Raw genomic sequence first — 18,558 nt, forward strand, 5'->3', positions numbered from 1 at the left:
TGGTGTTGTCGGTGCCGGCCTCTTCGCGGGCAAGCCCGCTCCTACACCGGCAAACCGCAGCCTGGTCACACGCCCCTGATGTAGGAGCGGGTTTACCCGCGAAAGGGCCGGCACAGGCGCAGCCCATTCAACAGCTCAACCCAGCCCAGACATCAGAAGTGCACGCTGGTGGTCAACAGTGCTGTCCGCCCGGCCGCTTGGTTGGCGAAGTGGGTGGAGAAGGTCTTGTCGTAGTACACCTCGTTGGTCAGGTTCTGCACGTTCAACTGCAGGTCGACGTTCTTGGTCAGCTTGTAGGCGGCCATGGCGTCGTAGCGCACGTAGCTGTCGACCACGGTGGTGTTGGCCACGCTGCCGTATACCTCATCCATGTAGAACGCACCGCCACCGATCGTTAGCCTTGGGGTAATGGAGTAGGTGGTCCACAAGCTGGCGCTGTTATTCGGAGTGTTCGGCAGCTGGTTGCCGTCGTTAACCTTGCCCACCGCGCCGCCGTCGATCTGGCGAGCTTCCATGTAGGTGTAGCCGGCGAACACTTGCCATTTTTCGGTCAGTTTGCCGCTGGCCGACAGCTCGATGCCCTGCACGCGGGTTTCGCCGACGTTCTCGTAGGTGGTGGTGTCCACCTGCACACGGGCGTTGTCCTTTTCGGTGCGGAACAGCGCGGCGGCCAAGGACAGGCGCTGGTCGAGCAAGTCCCACTTGGTACCGATTTCGTAGTTGGTGGTTTCTTCCGGCTCCAGGTCGCTGCTCAGCAGGTTGCCGCCGCGGTCGGTGGTGTTACCCAGTGGGTTGCCCTCAGTGCCTTCGCCCAACATCGCACCCGGCGGGGTAGCGGAGGTGGCGTAGGAAACGTAGATGCTGCCGTTTTCAGCAGGTTTCCATACCAGGCCCAGCTGGCCCGTGACGAACTCGCTGGTGTCTTTACCCTTGGCGACCACGCCCTTGCTGTTCACCGCGGTGGCGCCAGTGGCGTCGTGGCTGCGGTACTGGGTGTCGAAGTGGTCATAACGCAGGCCCATGTTCAACAGCCACTGCGGCGACAGCTCAAGGGTGTCGAAGACGTAGATCGCGCGGGTGTTGCTCTTGGTGTCGGTGCCTGCGTAGTCGCGGGCGATGCTGCCGTTCCAAGGGTCATCCGGGTTCGGGTTGCTCAGCGAGGTGCAGTTGTAACCGCTGGTGGCACCGATCATGCCAGGGGTGCAGTTGGTGTTGGCGGTGCCGCCTGGCACGGTGTCGGTGTCGACGGTATAGCTCGACCGCTTGCTCTCTTCACGGCTCAGCTCGATACCGGTCGAGAAGCTGTTCTTCAGGCCGCCGACATAAAACTCGCCGAACAGGTCGGTTTGGTTAGTGGTGGTGGCAGTGTTGCCTACACGGCTGTTGGCACGGCGCCAGACGCTGCCGTTGTTGACGTTGCCCTTGCTGTCATCGGGCTGGGTGAGGATGTAGTCCTGCATGCTGTTGCCGTGACGCAGAGTGTTCTTGATGGTCAGCGAGTCGGTCAGGTCGTGCTCGATGGCGAAGGTGGCGATGTCCACGCGTGCCTTGCGGAAGTCGCGACCGGTCAGGCCATAGAAGTTGTCGCTGTCGCCACCGTCATACGGCTTGCTCGGGTGCGCGGAGGTACGGGCAGTGCTGCCGCCGGTCGGGATGGTGTACGGGATGCCCGAATCTGGCAGGTCGTCGCTTTCCAGGTGGTAATAATCGAGGTTGACGCGGGTCGGCGTGCCCAGGCCGAAGGCCAGGGACGGGGCGATACCCCAACGGTCGTAGTTGACCTTGTCGCGGCCAGCAACGTTGCTTTCATGGGTCATCAGGTTCAGGCGGCCAGCCACGCTATCGCTGAACTGGTAGTTGCCATCGAAGGTGTAGCGCTGGGTCTGGTCACTGCCCCAGGTCCAGGCTCCGTCCAGCGAGTTGCCCAAGTGGGCGCGCTTGCTCACCAAGTTGATGGTGCCGCCAGCGGCGCCACGGCCACCAATGGCCGAGTTAGGGCCCTTGGCCACTTCCACCGATTCGATGGCGAAGATTTCGCGGGTTTGCGCACCGGTGTCACGCACGCCGTCCAAATAAGTGTCGCCCTGGGCGTCGAAGCCGCGGATGAACGGGCGGTCGCCTTGCGGGTTGCCGCCTTCGCCAGCGCCGAAGGTAATGCCCGGCACGGTGCGCAGGGCATCCTGCAGGGTCAGGGCGTTGGTGTCCTTGATCACCTGCTGCGGGATCACGGTAACCGAGCGCGGGGTGTCTACCAGCGGCGCGGTGTACTTCTGCGAGGAAGCTTTCTCGACCTTGTAGTCGGTGCTGGCCTGTTCCGCCTTGCCATTGATGCTAGTGGCGTCGAGGGTGATCGCGCTGCTGGCGGCCGGGTCGGCGGCGTAGGCCGACGAGGCGCTGAGGGCAACGCCGATGGCGGATACGATCAGGCGTGGTGAGCTCACTGCAGATGGTACGTACTGGCGCATTGCTTAGGACCTTCCCCAAGGTGTTAATGCGACGGATGTTAATGTAAGCGATTGTGAGTCACAATTGAGAGCGGTTACCATTTGTGAAGAATTTACATTCTTTACATTTTGCCTTTACGGTTTCATCAAGCTGAAACGTCTTAAGCGGCGAATGGGACTTGTGAAGTGCAAAAGGGAATCAATATCATTGGCCCCTTCACATTTGCTGACGGTGCTGCTGCCATGCTGCTTCACATCCCTGGCCTGTTCGACGTCGATGAACTGGCCCGTATCCGCGAGGCGCTGGAGCAGGCCGACTGGGCCGATGGCAAGGTCACGGCCGGCTACCAGTCGGCCAAGGCCAAGCACAACCTGCAGCTGCCGGAAGGCCACCCGCTGGCCAAGGAGATCGGCAGCGCGCTGATCGAGCGCCTGTGGAAAACCCCACGGTTCATGTCGGCGGCCCTCCCGCACAAGGTGTTCCCGCCGCTGATCAACTGCTATCGCGAAGGCGGTAATTTCGGCTTTCATATCGACAATGCCCTGCGCCAGCCCAAGGGCAGCCCGGAGCGGGTGCGCACCGACCTGTCCTCGACGCTGTTCCTCAGCGACCCGCACAGTTACGACGGCGGCGAGCTGGTTATTCAGGACACCTATGGCGTGCAGCAGGTCAAGCTCGCCGCCGGTGACCTGGTGCTGTACCCGGGCACCAGCCTGCACAAGGTCAACCCGGTGACCCGTGGCCAGCGTTACGCGGCATTCTTCTGGACCCAGAGCCTGGTGCGCGAGGACAGCCAGCGGGCGCTGCTGTTCGAGATGGACAATGCCATCCAGCAGCTCACCGCCGATGTACCGGACCATCCTTCGCTGCTGCAGCTGACGGGTACCTACCACAACCTGCTGCGCCGCTGGGCTGAGGTCTGAGCCGTGTCCTATCAGTTGCGGCGTGAAGAAGTGGTGGATGTGGCCGGTTTGCAGGCCATGCTCGAGGACAGCCCTGGCAAAGCCGCCCAGGCGATTCTGGCAGCAGCAGGGCAGGGCGCGGTCGAGGCACAGTTGTTGTTGGGGCAGATCCTGCTCGACGGGCGCGGTATCGAAGCGGATGCCGGCGTGGCCCGGCGCTGGTTCGGCATCGCCGCGCAGGGTGGCAGCGCCATGGCGCACAACATGCTCGGGCGTTGCCTGGAGCATGGCTGGGGTGGCGAGCCAAGCTTGACCCAGGCGGCCATTCACTATGCACGTGCGGCTGACGCGGGGCTGGACTGGGGGTTGTATAACCTGGGCAACCTGCTGGCTACCGGGCGTGGGGTAGCGGCCAATCAGGCGCAGGCGCTGATGTGTTACGAGAAGGCCGCGCACCTGGGGCATGCCAAGTCGATGAACCTGTATGGGCGTTATTTGGAGCAGGGCATTGCCACTGCGCCCAACCCGGCGCGGGCGCTGCGCTGGTATCGGCGTTCAGCCGAGGCGGGGGATTTCCGTGGCATGTTCAGCTTGGCGCTGGTGCTGGTCGAGCGCGGTCAGGTGGCGGAGGCGGGGCCCTGGCTGGAGCGGGCGCGGGTCGAGGGCAACTTGAATTTCCTGCGCGCTGCGCTGGTGACCTTGCAGGGAGCGGGGCCGGTATTGATGGCCTTTGCGGCACGTTATGCCGAAGAAATCGAACGGCGTGGGGCGTGAGGCTGCCTGTGCCGGCGATAAGGCCGGTGCAGGAAAGCACAAATGAAAACGGGGCCTTGCGGCCCCGTTGTGCATTACAGGTAGTAAGCCTTCAGCGGCGGGAAGCCGTTGAATTCCACTGCGCTGTAGCTGGTGGTGTAGGCACCGGTCGACAGCCAGTACAGGCGGTCACCGATGGCCAGGTTCAGCGGCAGCCCGTACTTGTAGTTTTCATACATGATGTCGGCGCTGTCGCAGGTTGGGCCGGCAATGACCACTTCTTCGGCTTCGCCTTTCTTCTCGGTCCAGATCGGGAACTTGATGGCTTCGTCCATGGTTTCGATCAGGCCGGAGAATTTGCCCACGTCGGTGTAGATCCAGCGCTCGACGGCGGTACGCGATTTGCGCGCTACCAGCACCACTTCGCTGACCAGGATGCCGGCGTTGGCGATCAGCGAACGGCCTGGCTCAAGGATGATTTCCGGCAGGTCGTCACCGAAGTCTTCCTTCAGGAAGCGGATGATTTCTTCGGCGTAGGTTTCCAGGCTGTTGGTACGGGTGATGTAGTTGGCCGGGAAGCCACCACCCATGTTGATCAGCTTCAGCTCGATGCCGTCTTCTTCTTTCAGGCGCTCGAAGATCACCTTGACCTTGGCAATAGCTGCGTCCCACACGCTGATGTCGCGCTGCTGCGAGCCCACGTGGAAGGAGATGCCGTAAGGCACCAGGCCCAAGTCGCGGGCGAGGATCAGCAGGTCCATGGCCATGTCGGTTTGGCAACCGAACTTGCGCGACAGCGGCCAGTCGGCAGTGGTGGAGCCTTCGGTGAGGATACGCACGTACACTTTCGAGCCTGGGGCGGCCTTGGCGATGTTGCGCAGGTCGGCTTCCGAGTCGGTGGCATACAGACGCACGCCCTTCTCGTAGAAGTAACGGATGTCCTTGGACTTCTTGATGGTGTTGCCATAGCTGATACGGTCAGCGCTGACACCGCGGCCCAGCACTTTGTCCAACTCGTAGATCGAAGCGATGTCGAAGCTCGAACCTTTCTCTTTAAGCAGGTCGATGATTTCGACGGCTGGGTTGGCCTTGACTGCGTAGTACACCTTGGCGAACTCGAAACCCGCGCGCAGGTCGTCATAGGCCTTGCTGATCATCTGGGTGTCGATGAGTACGAAAGGGGTTTCCTGCTTGTCGGCGAACGCCTTCATTTTCTGGAAGGTGTCACGCGCGAAATAGTCTTCGACCTGGATCGACATGCTCAGGGACTCCATGGGCAAACTGAAAGATTAAGTGGCTGCAAACTGAACGTCCTCCGTATCCCCACTTTGGTTCGCCTACTCAGTACTTGAGCCGGATGGATCGTTTCCAGCATGGACGTTCGGCGCGCACTGTAGGGCGTGAAGAATGCAGAATCAACAGGTAATCCGGGCGTGATCGACGTGGATCGACGACCAGCCATTTGAATAACCGACTCGTGTGACTGGCTGATGTTCCCTACGGTGTTTCAAACGTAAAAAATTGTGGAATGGACGTTGCCGGTCGCTTCGCCGGCAAGCCCGCTGCTATAGGCACCACGGGGTTCCTGGGGCAGCGGGCTTGCCGACGAAAAGGCCTCAGGTGTTCATATTTATGGCCACATTTTCCTGGTACCCACGTACAGGAAATCACCCATAAATTTTTTGTTACCGACTGGCGGATTTGCCGTTATTGATGAGAAACATTACTATTCGCACCCTTATTGGCCTCCCTGATGACCCCTGACCGTGGCTGGACACAAAGGCTTCCTTGACCACTACCATGAGCTGATCGGCACCTGGACGCGCAAGCTGCGCAGTCGACAGCAGGCCGAGGACCTCACCCACGATGCCTTTGTCCGGGTGTTGGAAAACCCACGCGGGCAGGTCACGCAGCCGCGGGCCTACTTGCACCAGACCGCGCGCAACATTGCCGTGGACGGTTTTCGCCGCGAAGACCGACGCCAGGCCTTTGAACTGGAAGCATTCGAGCAAGGTGTGGCCGGCAGTGACCCGGAGGCCTACGTGCATGCTCTGGAGTTGGCCGACAGCGTCGAGCGAGCGCTGGCCGAGTTGCCGCTCAACTGCCGCCAGGTGTTCATCTGGCAGAAGCTTGAAGGCCTGACCCAGGCCGAGATCGCCGAGCGCATGGGGTTGAGCAAGAACATGGTGGAAAAGTATATGATCCGCACGCTCCGGCATCTGCGTGAGCACTTGGATGTGTCGGCAGAATGAGTCAGGAGACCTTTTCGATGAATCAGCACGGTACCGACACCGTCCGCGAGCAGGCGGCCGCATGGTTTGCCCGCGTGCAGGATGCGCCTCGAGATGCCGGGCTACAGACGCAGTTGCGTGCTTGGCTGGAAGGCGATGCGCGGCACCGGGAAGAGTACGAAACACTCGCGCGCTTGTGGCAGGCCGCCGCCTTCATCCCGCGCCAGCGCTTGGAAGCGCTGTGTCACCCGGCACCGATGCGCCAGTTGCCGCGTCGACGCTTCCTGCACCGGGCCCTGGCCGCCAGTGTGATGGTAATGGCGTTGGGCCTGGGCTGGGCCGGCTGGCATTATCAGTCGCTGAATCACCAAGGCAATTTGCAGACAGCTTTCGATGAACGCCGCCAAGTCGAGCTACCGGATGGCTCGCAGTTAGAGCTCAACGGTGGTACGCAAGTGCAGGTTGACTTCAGCGCCGGCCAGCGGCGTATCCGCCTGCGCGCGGGTGAGGTGATGTTCACCGTCGCCCATGACAGCAGCAGGCCGTTCGTGGTCGACACCGCGCAAGGCAGCGTCACCGTTACCGGTACCCGCTTCGACGTACGCCTTGACCCGGCCAGCACCCGTGTGGCGGTAGAGCAGGGCTCGGTACGGGTGCAGGGCAAGGACGCTTCGTTGGCGCAGCTGACGACTGGCCAGGGCTCGCATATCGATGCACAAGGCCGGGTGTCTGCGCCCTATGCGGTGAATGCCGCTGCCTTGACCGCCTGGCGCCAGGGCAAGCTGGTGTTCGACAACGCCACCCTCGCCGAGGTGGTCGCCGAAGCGTCCCGTTACCGCGGCCAGCCATTGCGGGTCGCCCCTGGCAAAGTGGCCCAGATGCGCCTGTCCAGCACCTTCAGCACCGGCGATACCGACGCCCTGCTGCGCGCCTTGCCGAGCATCCTGCCGGTGGCCATCAAGGCTCATGAAGACGGCTCCCGCGAAATAATCGCGAAATAGATTCAGGTTTTTTTCCGCTCGTTCGTCTTCTCCGCCAGCTGCAACTGCCAAGCATTTCCATTTGCATGCGATTGGCGTTTATTCCGTATTCCAGGATGTTTCGACGACGTGAACAACAACAAGCCCTTCCCACGCTTGCGCACCCTGGCGCTGGCCCTAGCGGTCAGTGCCGTGGCCGGCACAAGCCAGGCCGCAGAGGCCGCCAATACCGTCCAAATCCAGGCTCAGCCGCTGGCTTCGGCGCTGAACCAGCTTAGCCAGCAGGCCAACCTGCAGCTGTTCTTCAGCCCCGAACTGGTGGCCGGCAAGCAGGCTCCGGCGGTGGCCGGCCAGCTGGCGCCCGAGCAGGCACTGCAACAGTTGCTGCAAGGCAGCGGTCTGACCTACGAGATGTCCCAGGGCACCGTGGTAATCAAACCGGCCCCGGCCGATGGCACCCTCACCACCGGCAGCCTCGAGCTGGCGCCTACCGACATCAAGGTGGTTGGTGACTGGCTGGGCGATGCCCAGCAGAGCGTGGTGCAGAACCACCCCGGCGCGCGCACCGTGGTGCGCCGCGAGGCGATGGTGGAGAAGGGCGCAATGAACGTACGCGATGTGCTGCGCGGCATCCCCGGTGTGCAGGTGCAGGATTCCAACGGCACCGGCGGCAGTGACCTGTCGCTGAACGTCGGCGTGCGCGGCCTAACCTCGCGCCTGTCGCCACGCTCCACGGTACTGATCGATGGCATCCCAGCCGCTTTCGCGCCGTATGGCCAGCCGCAGCTGTCGATGGCGCCGATTTCCTCGGGCAACCTCGACAGCATCGACGTGGTGCGTGGCGCTGGTTCTGTGCGCTATGGCCCGCAGAACGTCGGCGGGGTGATCAACTTCGTTACCCGGGCGATCCCGGAAAAGGCCTCGGCCGAACTGTCCACCACCCTGGAGACCTCTCAGCGCGGCGGCTGGAAGCACACCGAGTCGGCCTTCGTCGGCGGCACGGCGGACAACGGCATGGGTGTGGCGCTGCTGTACACCGGGGTGAATGGCAACGGCTACCGCGAAAGCAACAACGGCAATGACATCGACGACGTGATCCTCAAAACCCACTGGGCGCCGACCGACGTCGACGAGTTCTGGCTCAACTTCCACTACTATGATGGCCGCGCCGACATGCCCGGCGGCCTGACCCAGGCCCAGTACGACAGCAACCCGTACCAGTCGTTGCGCGACTACGACTACTTTGCCGGCCGGCGCAAAGACGTGTCGTTCAAGTGGCAACGGCAGATCGACGACGCCACCCAGTTTGAAGTGCTCACTTACTACACCGACAGCTTCCGTGGCAGTGCCATTGCCGCGCGCGACATGAAGACCCTGTCGTCATACCCGCGCAACTACCACACCTTCGCCATCGAACCACGGCTGTCGCGCATCTTCTTCGCCGGCCCGACCACTCAGGAAGTCAGTGTCGGTTACCGCTACTTGAAGGAAGCGATGCGTGAGCAGTCGACCCGCTTGGCGCTGGTCGACAACGTGCCGACGCCCACCCCGACCTCCGACGGCCATGTGTTTCAGGACCGCAGCGGTGGTACCGAAGCCAGCGCCTACTACATCGACGACAAAATCGACGTGGGTAACTGGACCATCACCCCGGGCATCCGTTTCGAGCACATCAATACCGATTGGCGCGACCGCCCGGTGATTGGCGCTAACGGCCAGCCGGTAGCGGAGAAAAAACGCAGCATTACCAGCAACGAACCGCTGCCGGCGTTGAGCGTGATGTATCACCTCTCCGATGCGTGGAAGGTGTTCGCCAATTACGAGACCTCGTTCGGCAGCCTGCAGTACTTCCAGTTGGGCCAGGGTGGTACTGGCAACAGCACGGCCAATGGCTTGGAACCGGAAAAGGCCAAGACCTACGAGGTTGGCACGCGCTACGACAACGGCGGTTTTGCCGGTGAGCTGACGGCGTTCTACATCGACTTTGATGACGAGTTGCAGTACATCAGCAACGATGTGGGCTGGACCAACCTCGGCGCGACCAAGCACCAAGGTATCGAGGCCTCGGTGCGCTACGATCTGGCCGGGCTGGACCCGCGCCTGGACGGGCTGTCGGTGAACGGTGGCTACACCTATACCCGCGCTACTTATGAAGGGGACATTCCTGGCTTCAAGGGCCGTGACCTGCCGTTCTATTCACGGCAAGTGGCTACTGCGGGGGTGCGCTATACGGTCAACCGCTGGACCTGGAACCTGGATGCCTATGCCCAATCCAAGCAGCGCGCGCCGGGTACCGGGATTAACGCCGATGGCAGCTTCAATGGTGACTACATCACCGAGCCAAGTGCCGATGGGCAGTACGGCGACATACCGGGTTACGTGACTTGGCATGCACGTGGTGGGTATGAGTTCGGGCCGCAGTTGTCCAACCTGAAACTGGCGGCGGGGGTGAAGAACCTGTTCGACAAGCAGTACTTCACCCGCTCCAGCGACAACAACGCCGGCATCTATGTGGGTGAGCCGCGGACGTTCTATGTGCAGGCCAGTGTAGGGTTCTGACATTTGCGTAGCCCTCTTCGCGGGCTTGCCCGCGAAGGGGCGCGAATTGCCCCGGCAGTTATGCAGTCACCGCCTCAGCCGGCGAAACGATGCTGGTCTTGGCCCCCCGCGAACGCCCCGAGCTCAGGTAGGCCGCAATCGATTCCTGCGTCACCTCACCCAGAAACACCTGCTCGGCATCCAGCACCGGCAACCACGCGCGGTTGAACTCGTACATGCGTGACAGCAGGATGCGCAAATGCTCATCGTGCGATGCCGTGGCATTGAACGGCCTCAGGAAGTCGCCACAGGTACCTTGCTGGCGGTGCATGTCGCGCCGGCGTACATAACCCAGCGCCTTGTTCTGCGTATCGGTCACCACCACATAGCGGCGGTCGTGCTCGTCGAGCAACTCCAGCGCATCGCTTACTGGCGTTTGCGGGCTTACCGACGGCGCGTTGTCCGCCGCATCTTCGGCACGCACCAGCAACAGGCGCTTGAGGGTGCTGTCCTGGCCGACGAAATTGCTTACGAACTCATCCGCCGGGTGCGCCAGCAAGGTGTCCGGGTGGTCCAGTTGCAGCAGCTTGCCGGCGCGGAAGATGGCAATCTTGTCAGCCAGCTTGATCGCTTCGTCGATGTCGTGGCTGACCATGATCACGGTTTTGTTCAAGGCCCGCTGCATCTCGAAGAACTCGTTCTGGATCATCTCGCGGTTGATCGGGTCGACCGCGCCGAACGGTTCGTCCATCAACAGCACCGGCGCTTCTGCTGCCAAGGCGCGGATCACCCCAATGCGCTGCTGCTGGCCCCCAGACAGCTCGCGTGGGTAGCGCTGCAGGTACTGCTTGGGCTCCAGCTTGATCATGTGCATCAGTTCGCGGGCGCGTTCATGGCACTTGTGCTTGTCCCAGCCGAGCAGGCGCGGGACCACGGTGATGTTCTCCTCGATGGTCATGTTGGGGAACAGGCCAATTTGCTGGATCACATAGCCGATGTGCCGGCGCAGGGTCACTTCGTCCAGCCCAGTGGTGTCTGCGCCATTGATGAACACCTGGCCAGAGGTGGGCGTGATCAGGCGGTTGATCATTTTCAGCGTGGTGCTCTTGCCGCAGCCCGAAGGGCCGAGGAACACGCAGATTTCCCCTTCGTTGACGGTGAGGCTTACCGCGTCGACGGCTTTGACGTCCTTGCCGTTGACGTTGAAGGTTTTGCTGAGGTTGTTCAGTTCGATCATGAGCGCAGTCCTTCTGGAGTCAGGGCACGTTGCAAGGTTTGCAGAAGCAGGTCGGCGATGATCGCCAGCAAGCTGACCAGCACTGCGCCGACCAGCAGCATCGACATGTCGCTGCGGCTGATGGAGGTAAGGATGAGTACGCCGAGGCCGCCGGCACCGATAGTGGCGGCGATGGTCATGACGCCGATGTTCATGACCACGGCGGTGCGCACCCCAGCGAGGATTACCGGTACCGCGATGGGCAACTCGACCATGCGCAGGCGCTGGCCGAAGGTCATGCCGATGCCGCGTGCGGCTTCACGAATGCCGGGCTCGACGTTGGTCAGGGCCAGGTAGGTGTTGCGCATGATCGGCAGCAGCGAATACAGGAACACGGCGGTGATCGCCGGCAGTGGCCCCAGGCCCTGGCCAAATTTGGAGTAGAACGGCAGCAGCAGGCCAAACAGGGCAATCGACGGAATGGTCAGCAGCACGGTGGCGCTGGCTTGCAGCGGGCCGGCCAACGCCTGGAAACGGGTCATCAGGATACCCAGCGGTACCCCAACCAGGATTGCCAGGCTGACGGCAACGCCTACCAGCATGATGTGCTGCCAAGTCAGTTGCAGCACCTGGGCCCAGTCGAGGTGGGCGAACGTGTCGAGCAGGCTCATGGCTGTACCTCGCTGTGCAGTGGGTGCTCGCGCAGGAACGCGGCGGCCACTGCGGTCGGGTTCTGGTGTTCGACGTCAACCTTGGCATTGAGCCGGCGCATGGTTTGGTCATCCAGCTGTTCGGCCAGCGGCTTGAGCAGGCCGGCCAGCTGCGGGTTGGCGTCGAGCACGGCCTTGCGCACCACTGGTGCGGCGGTGTAGTCAGGGAAATAGTGCTTGTCGTCCTCCAGCAGCTTGAGGTCGAAGGCGTTCAGGCGCCCGTCGGTGGTGTACACCAGGCCGGCGAACACCTGGTTGTTGCGCATGGCGGTGTACACCAGCCCGCTGTCCATCTGGCGGATGTTGCGCCGGTCCAGCGGCAGGCCGTACATCTCGCGCAGGCCAACCAGGCCGTCAGGGCGGTTGGCGAACTCGGTATCCAGCGCCACCAGGTGGCTACGCTGGCGCTCATCACGCAATACCCGGTTGAGGTCACTGATGGTGTTGACCTGCGGGTAGGCCGCGGCCACTTGCTTGGGCAGGCCCAGTGCGTAGGTGTTGCTGAAATTCGACGGGGTCAGCCAGACCAGGTCTTTTTTCGCGTCCAGTGCCTTCACCCGTGCATAGGTGGCTTCGGCACTGGGCATGCGCTCGTCGATGTGGTTGTACGACACCAGTGACACGCCGGTGTATTCCCACATCAGGTCGAGCTGGCCGGTTTCCTGAGCCTGGCGCGCGATGTTGCTGCCCAGGCCGCTGGTGACGCGCACGTCGAAGCCGTTGGCGCGTAGGTATTGCGCAGTGATTTCGGCGAGCACGGTTTGCTCGGTGAACACCCGCGCGCCGATGCGCACCAGTGGTTTTTCCGCTGCTTGGGTGAATCCTGCGAACAGCAGGGCCGCGCCCAGCAGCAAGGCGATTGTCTTGTTCATACGTTCCCTATCCTTATTGGGCCAGGCCACGTTCCAACCAGCGCTTGCTGGTAAAACTCACGGCGGCGTCCAGCACCAGTGCTAGCAGTGCGGTGCAGGCGGCCCCCAGCAACAGCTGTGGCTGGTTGTTCAGGGCAATGCCGGGGAAGATCAGGCTGCCCAGGCTGTTGGCGCCGATCAGGAAGGCCAGCGGTGCGGTGCCCACGTTCAGCGCCAGCGCCACCCGTACGCCGCCGACAATGATTGGCACCGCGTTGGGCAACTCCACTTGCCACAGCTGTTGGCGCGGGGTCATGCCGATGCCGGTTGCGGCTTCCTTGAGTGAGGCGGGGACGTTCTTCAGGCCCTCGTAGGTGTTGCGCACGATGGGCAGAAGGGAGGCGAGGAACAGCGCGAAGATCGCAGGCCCGGCGCCGATGCCCAGGATACTGAGCGCGATGGCCAGAACGGCCAGGGGAGGGATGGTGTTGCCAACGTTGAACAGCTGCATGAAGCGCTCGGCTTTGTCGACCCGGTGCGGTCGACTGAGCGCAATGCCGGCAGGTATGCCCACGGCCAACGCCGCCGCCATCGAAGCCAGCACCAGCACCAGGTGCGCTTGCAGGTAGAACCCAAGATCGTCGCGATAGCGGGCGATCGTGTCGATGCCGATCCAGTGGACCAGCAGGGCCAGGATGACGAGCACGGTGGCGCATCCCAACAGCCCTTTACCGTAGCGTTTAGCCACAGGCGGACTCCTTGTGTAGTCGGCGAGCACACTGCTTGAGAGCCGGCCAATCCTGGCGGCGGCTGGTGTGTTCGCGAGTAGCAGCGTGACGCACGCCGAAGGCTGCGATCAGGCCATGAGCCGAACCCCGTCGGGCCCGAAAATGCTGATGAAACCAGCCCCCAACCGAAGCGGGTTGCAGGGGAGTGGACGTCTCCGTGGGTGTAAAGGTTCCCACCTGAAGCGGCATTTGGCCAGCGCTAATCACTGGTTGGCTGTAATGATGGCGAGATAAAATAGCGGGTAAGTGCGCTGTAGGCGTTGAAATAACTGCCATGCGGCCTGTTGTCGTGATAAATCGATTGCCTGAAAATTTTGTAGTGCCTGGGCCAGCCCTTTCGCGGGTGAACCCGCTCCTACAGGGATCTTCATTGCCCTGAAACCGTGTGCAGTGCCTGTAGGAGCAGGCTTGCCCGCGAAGAGGCCGGACCTGCAACCACTCATTCAGCCGATTTTGGTCCAGGCCCAACTTCAGGTATGATATCGCCCCTTTTTAAATCCCCCAGTCAGGCGATTTCCCATGACCAACCAGGCCGCCGAAGTCGCGAAGCGCCGCACTTTCGCAATTATTTCCCACCCCGACGCCGGTAAGACCACCATCACCGAAAAGCTGCTGCTGATGGGCAAGGCCATTGCCGTCGCCGGTACCGTGAAGTCGCGCAAGTCCGACCGCCACGCCACCTCCGACTGGATGGAAATGGAGAAGCAGCGCGGCATCTCCATCACCACCTCGGTGATGCAGTTCCCGTACCGCGAGCACATGATCAACCTGCTCGACACCCCCGGCCACGAAGACTTCTCGGAAGACACCTACCGCACCCTGACCGCGGTGGACTCGGCGCTGATGGTGCTCGACGGCGGTAAAGGTGTAGAGCCACGTACCATCGCCCTGATGGACGTGTGCCGCCTGCGCGACACGCCAATCGTCAGCTTCATCAACAAACTCGACCGGGACATCCGCGACCCCATCGAGCTGTTGGACGAGATCGAAGCTGTGCTGAAGATCAAGGCCGCGCCGATCACCTGGCCGATCGGTTGCTACCGCGACTTCAAGGGCGTGTACCACCTGACCGGTGACTACATCGTGGTGTACACCCCGGGCCATGGCCACGAACGCACCGAAGCCAAGATCATCCAGAACCTGGACTCGGACGAGGCCCGCGCGCACCTGGGCGACCAGTACGATTCGTTCGTTGACCAGCTGGAGCTGGTGCAGGGTGCCTGCCACGAGTTCAACCAGGAAGAGTTCATCAACGGTCAACTGACCCCGGTGTTCTTCGGTACCGCGCTGGGCAACTTCGGTGTCGACCATGTGCTCGATGCGGTGGTCGACTGGGCGCCGCGCCCGCTGGGCCGTGTTGCCCACGAGCGTACCGTGGAGCCCGTGGAAGAGAAGTTCACCGGTTTCGTGTTCAAGATCCAGGCGAACATGGACCCGAAACACCGCGACCGCATCGCCTTCATGCGTATCTGCTCGGGCAAGTACGAAAAGGGCATGAAGATGCGCCATGTGCGTATCAACAAGGACTTGCGCATCGGCGATGCGCTGACCTTCTTCTCTTCCGAGCGTGAGCAGCTGGAAGAGGCCTATGCCGGCGACATCATCGGCCTGCACAACCACGGCACCATCCAGATTGGCGACACCTTCACCGAAGGCGAGGCGCTGGGCTTCACCGGTATCCCGCACTTCGCCCCAGAGCTGTTCCGCCGCGTGCGCCTGAAGGACCCGCTGAAATCCAAGCAACTGCGCCAGGGCCTGCAGCAGCTGGCTGAAGAGGGTGCGACCCAGGTGTTCTTCCCTGAGCGAAGCAACGACATCATCCTCGGTGCGGTCGGTGTGCTGCAGTTCGACGTGGTCGCCAGCCGCCTGAAGGAAGAGTACAAGGTCGAGTGCGCCTACGAGCCAATCACCGTATGGTCGGCGCGCTGGATCGGCTGTGACGACAAGAAGAAGCTCGAGGAATTCCAGAACAAGGCCATGGAAAACCTGGCCATTGACGGCGGTGGGCACCTGACCTACCTGGCGCCGACCCGGGTCAACCTGGCGCTGATGGAAGAGCGTTGGCCGGACATCAAGTTCCGCGCTACCCGCGAGCACCACTAAGAGCCGCGGCAAGTTTCAAGCGGCAAGCTATAAGAAAAAGCGGGCCCGAATTGGCCCGCTTTTTTCTTGCCGCTTGCAGCTTGAGGCTTTGCAACTGACGAAGGTCAGTTGCCTGCCTTGATACTGGTCCAGACCCGGGTCCTGATGCGGTCGATCTTGGCCGGCATCGCCTCCAGCGCATACAGCTTGCCCATCACGTCCGCGCTCGGGTAAATCATCGTATTCCCCTTCATCGCCGGCTCCACCAGCCCGTCCGCCTTGAGGTTGCCGTTGGCGTACTGCACATGGTTGCTGATGTTGGCCATCACTTCCGGTTGCAGCAGATAGTTCATGTAGGCATACCCGGCCTTTTCATCCGGCGCATCGGCTGGCATGGCGACCATGTCAAACCACATCGGCGCGCCCTCCTTGGGTATCGAATAGCCCACTTTCACCCCGTTGTTCGCCTCTTCGGCGCGGTTTTTCGCCTGCAGCACATCCCCCGAGAAGCCCACCACCACGCAGATATCGCCATTGGCCAGGTCGCCGGTGTACTTCGATGAGTGGAAGTAGCTGATGTACGGGCGCACCTGCATCAGCAACGCCTTGGCCTTGTCGTAATCCGCCGGGTTCTGGCTGTGGTGCGGCAGGCCGAGGTAATGCAGGGCGATCGGCAGCAGTTCGGGGCCGTTGTCCAGCACTGCGACGCCGCAGCTTTTCAGCTTGCTCATGTATTCGGGCTTGAAGATCAGGTCCCACGAGTCCAGTGGCGCATTTTCGCCGAGCACCGCCTTGACCTTGTCGATGTTGTAGCCGATGCCGGTGCTACCCCACAGGTACGGGAAGCCGTACTGGTTGCCCGGGTCGTTCACCTCTAGCGCCTTGAGTAGCACCGGGTTGAGGTTTTGCCAATTGGGCAGCTGCGACTTGTCCAGGCGTTTGAGGGCCTTGCCCTGGATCTGCCGGGCCATGAAGTGGTTGGAGGGGAACACCACGTCGTAGCCTGAGTTGCCGGTCATCAGCTTGCCGTCGAGGGTTTCGTTACTGTCGTATACGTCGTAGGTGGGCACGATGCCGCTGGCTTGCTGGAAGTTCTTCAGCGTGTCGGGGGCGACGTAGCTGGACCAGTTGTAGATCTTCACCGTTTCGGCGGCGCTGGCCACGCTGGCGGCCAGCAGCAGGGGGGCGAACAGGAGCGTGCGCATATCGGGATACCTTGCTTTGTCTGTTGTTATCGAAGGCAGGCGATCAGCGGATCAGAAGATGAGTACGTAGGTCTTGCGCACGGTCTCCTGGATGTCCCAGGTGCCGGTGCTATTGGCCGGTAGCATCAATGCGTCTCCGGCTTCTATGACCAGGGTTTCGCCACCGTCGGGGGTGAAGGTGCAGCGGCCCTTGATGAAATGGCAGAACTCCTGCTGCACGATCTGCCGCCGCCAGCGCCCGGGGGTGCACTCCCAGATGCCGGTTTCGACGCCGTCGCTGCGTTCCACGCAGGTGACCGAGGTCAACGCCACGGGGGCTCCGAGCGGTACCGCGACCGGGTTGGAGCTGTCGAGCACGGCGCTGTCGGTGTTCTTGAACTGGGTAATGCTCATGACCGGTAAATCCTGTGTCGGTGAGTGGGAAGTCAGTGCATGAAGCCTTCCATGAAGTCCGCAAGCGAGCTGGCCAGGCGCCGCCTCCAGGGCGCGCTGGCGGGGTTGGCGAGGGTTTGGTCCTCGTGGACGAAGCTCTGGATGATCGCGTTGTAGCCCAGCCAGCGGCAGGGCTCGGGCGGCCAACTGGCCAGGCTCGAGACCGGGCGGTTGTCGAGCACCCAAGGTTGCGCGGTCAGTTGGTTGTGCTGGTTGAGGATCAGCGCCGCCAGGGTGCGCCCGCCCAGGTTGGTGGCACCGACGCCTTCACCGCCGTAACCGCCGGCCAGGGCGATACCGCGCTGGCGGTCGCAGAGCATGTGTGGGTGGAAGCGCCGCGCCATGCCCAGGTTGCCGCCCCAGGTGTGCGTGATGCGGGCGTGCTTCAGCTGTGGGAATAGCTCACCGAACAAGTAGCGGCGCAGTTCGATTTCGTGTGGGTCAAGGTTGAAGTTTTCGCGCAGGCGGCCGCCGAAGCGGTAGCCACCGCGGGCGCCGAATACCAGGCGGTTGTCAGCGGTGCGCTGGCCGTAGGTGACCTGGCGGCTGCTTTCGCTGAACGCCTGGCCTTGGCTCAGGCCGATCTGCGCCCAGGTGGCTTCCGGTAGCGGCTCGGTGGCTACCAGCAGGCTTTGCACCGGTAACTGGTGCTTGCCCAGCGGTGGCAGGCTGGCGGCATAGCCTTCCACGGCGGGCACCACCCACTGGCAGCGAATGCGTGCCAGCGGGGTGCGCACCTCACCGGGTTGCCAGTCGATGGCCGGGGTGTTTTCGTAGATCGTTACGCCCAACGCTTGCACCGCCCGGGCCAGGCCTCGCACCAGCTTGGCCGGCTGAATGGTCGCGGTGTGCGGGCTGTAGATGGCGCCGTAGGCGTTGCTGACCCGCAGTTGGGCGTCCAACTGCTCGGGGCGTAGCCAGCGGTAGTCATCCTCGGTCATGCCTTGGCGGTACAGGCCGTCGAGGTAGGCGCGCAGGCTGCGTTCCTGTTCCGGGTAACGCGCGGCGCAGTACAGCACGCCGCCCTTGCGGTAGTCGCAATCGATGCCTTCGCGCTGCAATACGCTGTGCACTTCATCGGGAATACCGTGCAGCAGGTCAATGCTGGTGCGGCGCTGTTGCGGTGACAGGGTGGCGAGCAAGCGGTCTTCGCCCAGCAGGTTGCCCATCAGCCAGCCGCCGTTGCGCCCCGAGGCGCCGAAGCCGGCGATGTTGGCGTCGATCACCGCGATGGTCAGTTGCGGCGCTTGGCGCTTGAGGTAGTAAGCGGTCCACAGGCCGGTGTAGCCGGCGCCGATGATGCACACATCCGCTACCAGGTCTTCGCGCAGGGCCGGGCGGGCGCACAGTGGCTCGTCTAGCTGGTCCATCCACAGGCTGAGCGTGCGCAGGGGTTGCATCGGGTTCGGCTCCACATCCGTCAAG

The 18,558-nt window shown here is 62.4% G+C and carries 15 protein-coding genes; 6 read left to right on the plus strand and 9 right to left on the minus strand.

All coding sequences use genetic code 11. The features are described 5' to 3' along the window. Positions 1–152 precede the first annotated feature (152 nt). Entirely contained in the window at positions 153–2,465 is a 2,313-nt protein-coding gene (locus DV532_RS04560; RefSeq protein ID WP_056795828.1) for a TonB-dependent siderophore receptor, read from the minus strand. Positions 2,466–2,687: 222 nt separating this feature from the next. Here DV532_RS04560 and DV532_RS04565 point away from each other — a divergent pair, with 222 nt between their 5' ends. Together DV532_RS04565 and DV532_RS04570 are read left to right on the plus strand one after the other, a co-directional pair. Continuing rightward, positions 2,688–3,368, plus strand: coding sequence for a Fe2+-dependent dioxygenase (locus DV532_RS04565; protein WP_056796711.1), 681 nt, complete (start codon positions 2,688–2,690; stop codon positions 3,366–3,368). A 3-nt stretch (positions 3,369–3,371) separates the two neighbouring features. Beyond that, positions 3,372–4,121, plus strand: a complete 750-nt coding sequence (locus DV532_RS04570) for a tetratricopeptide repeat protein (RefSeq protein WP_056795832.1) — start codon at positions 3,372–3,374, stop codon at positions 4,119–4,121. Positions 4,122–4,195: 74 nt separating this feature from the next. On the opposite strand, the gene DV532_RS04575 is transcribed toward DV532_RS04570, so the two are convergent. Continuing rightward, complete coding sequence (locus DV532_RS04575; RefSeq protein ID WP_056795833.1) at positions 4,196–5,359, minus strand: type III PLP-dependent enzyme; 1,164 nt, start codon at positions 5,357–5,359, stop codon at positions 4,196–4,198. Positions 5,360–5,866: 507 nt separating this feature from the next. Between DV532_RS04575 and DV532_RS04580 the strand changes: the two genes are divergently transcribed. From DV532_RS04580 to DV532_RS04590, 3 genes are all read left to right on the plus strand, one after another. Next, entirely contained in the window at positions 5,867–6,352 is a 486-nt protein-coding gene (locus DV532_RS04580) for a sigma-70 family RNA polymerase sigma factor (RefSeq protein WP_056795836.1), read from the plus strand. 17 nt (positions 6,353–6,369) lie between these two features. Continuing rightward, positions 6,370–7,332, plus strand: coding sequence for a FecR family protein (locus DV532_RS04585; protein WP_056795839.1), 963 nt, complete (start codon positions 6,370–6,372; stop codon positions 7,330–7,332). 108 nt (positions 7,333–7,440) lie between these two features. Further along, the gene (locus DV532_RS04590; RefSeq protein WP_056795841.1) at positions 7,441–9,870 is read left to right on the plus strand and encodes a TonB-dependent siderophore receptor; all 2,430 of its coding nucleotides are present in this window, start codon (positions 7,441–7,443) and stop codon (positions 9,868–9,870) included. Between the two features lie 58 nt (positions 9,871–9,928). Here DV532_RS04590 and DV532_RS04595 read toward each other — a convergent pair whose 3' ends face one another. The 4 genes from DV532_RS04595 to DV532_RS04610 are packed head-to-tail and all read right to left on the minus strand — an operon-like array spanning position 9,929 to position 13,374. After that, the gene (locus tag DV532_RS04595) at positions 9,929–11,086 is read right to left on the minus strand and encodes a betaine/proline/choline family ABC transporter ATP-binding protein (protein WP_056795844.1); all 1,158 of its coding nucleotides are present in this window, start codon (positions 11,084–11,086) and stop codon (positions 9,929–9,931) included. Then, positions 11,083–11,736 (minus strand): ABC transporter permease, encoded by a 654-nt coding sequence (locus DV532_RS04600; RefSeq protein ID WP_056795845.1) that lies wholly within the window; start codon positions 11,734–11,736, stop codon positions 11,083–11,085. Before DV532_RS04600 ends, DV532_RS04595 begins: the two co-directional genes overlap by 4 nt. Continuing rightward, a complete protein-coding gene (locus DV532_RS04605; protein ID WP_056795848.1) occupies positions 11,733–12,647 on the minus strand; it encodes a glycine betaine ABC transporter substrate-binding protein in 915 nt (304 codons plus the stop codon). Before DV532_RS04605 ends, DV532_RS04600 begins: the two co-directional genes overlap by 4 nt. Positions 12,648–12,660: 13 nt before the next feature. Then, a complete protein-coding gene (locus DV532_RS04610; protein WP_056795850.1) occupies positions 12,661–13,374 on the minus strand; it encodes an ABC transporter permease in 714 nt (237 codons plus the stop codon). 559 nt (positions 13,375–13,933) lie between these two features. Here DV532_RS04610 and DV532_RS04615 point away from each other — a divergent pair. Then, a complete protein-coding gene (locus tag DV532_RS04615; protein WP_056795853.1) occupies positions 13,934–15,517 on the plus strand; it encodes a peptide chain release factor 3 in 1,584 nt (527 codons plus the stop codon). A 104-nt stretch (positions 15,518–15,621) separates the two neighbouring features. Here the strand turns inward: DV532_RS04615 and DV532_RS04620 are convergent, their stop codons facing one another. From DV532_RS04620 to DV532_RS04630, 3 genes are read right to left on the minus strand one after another with little or no spacing between them, the layout of a single operon-like run. Further along, positions 15,622–16,701, minus strand: a complete 1,080-nt coding sequence (locus DV532_RS04620) for a polyamine ABC transporter substrate-binding protein (RefSeq protein ID WP_056795856.1) — start codon at positions 16,699–16,701, stop codon at positions 15,622–15,624. Positions 16,702–16,752: 51 nt separating this feature from the next. Further along, positions 16,753–17,094 carry a cupin domain-containing protein gene (locus DV532_RS04625; RefSeq protein ID WP_056795859.1) on the minus strand — a complete coding sequence of 114 codons (342 nt, stop codon included), beginning with the start codon at positions 17,092–17,094 and terminating at the stop codon, positions 16,753–16,755. A gap of 32 nt (positions 17,095–17,126) precedes the next feature. Continuing rightward, positions 17,127–18,533: an FAD-binding oxidoreductase gene (locus DV532_RS04630; protein WP_056795863.1), complete on the minus strand. Its 1,407-nt coding sequence runs from the start codon at positions 18,531–18,533 to the stop codon at positions 17,127–17,129. Between the last annotated feature and the right edge of the window lie 25 nt (positions 18,534–18,558).

The organism is Pseudomonas sp. Leaf58, assembly GCF_003627215.1.
Lineage (GTDB): Bacteria > Pseudomonadota > Gammaproteobacteria > Pseudomonadales > Pseudomonadaceae > Aquipseudomonas.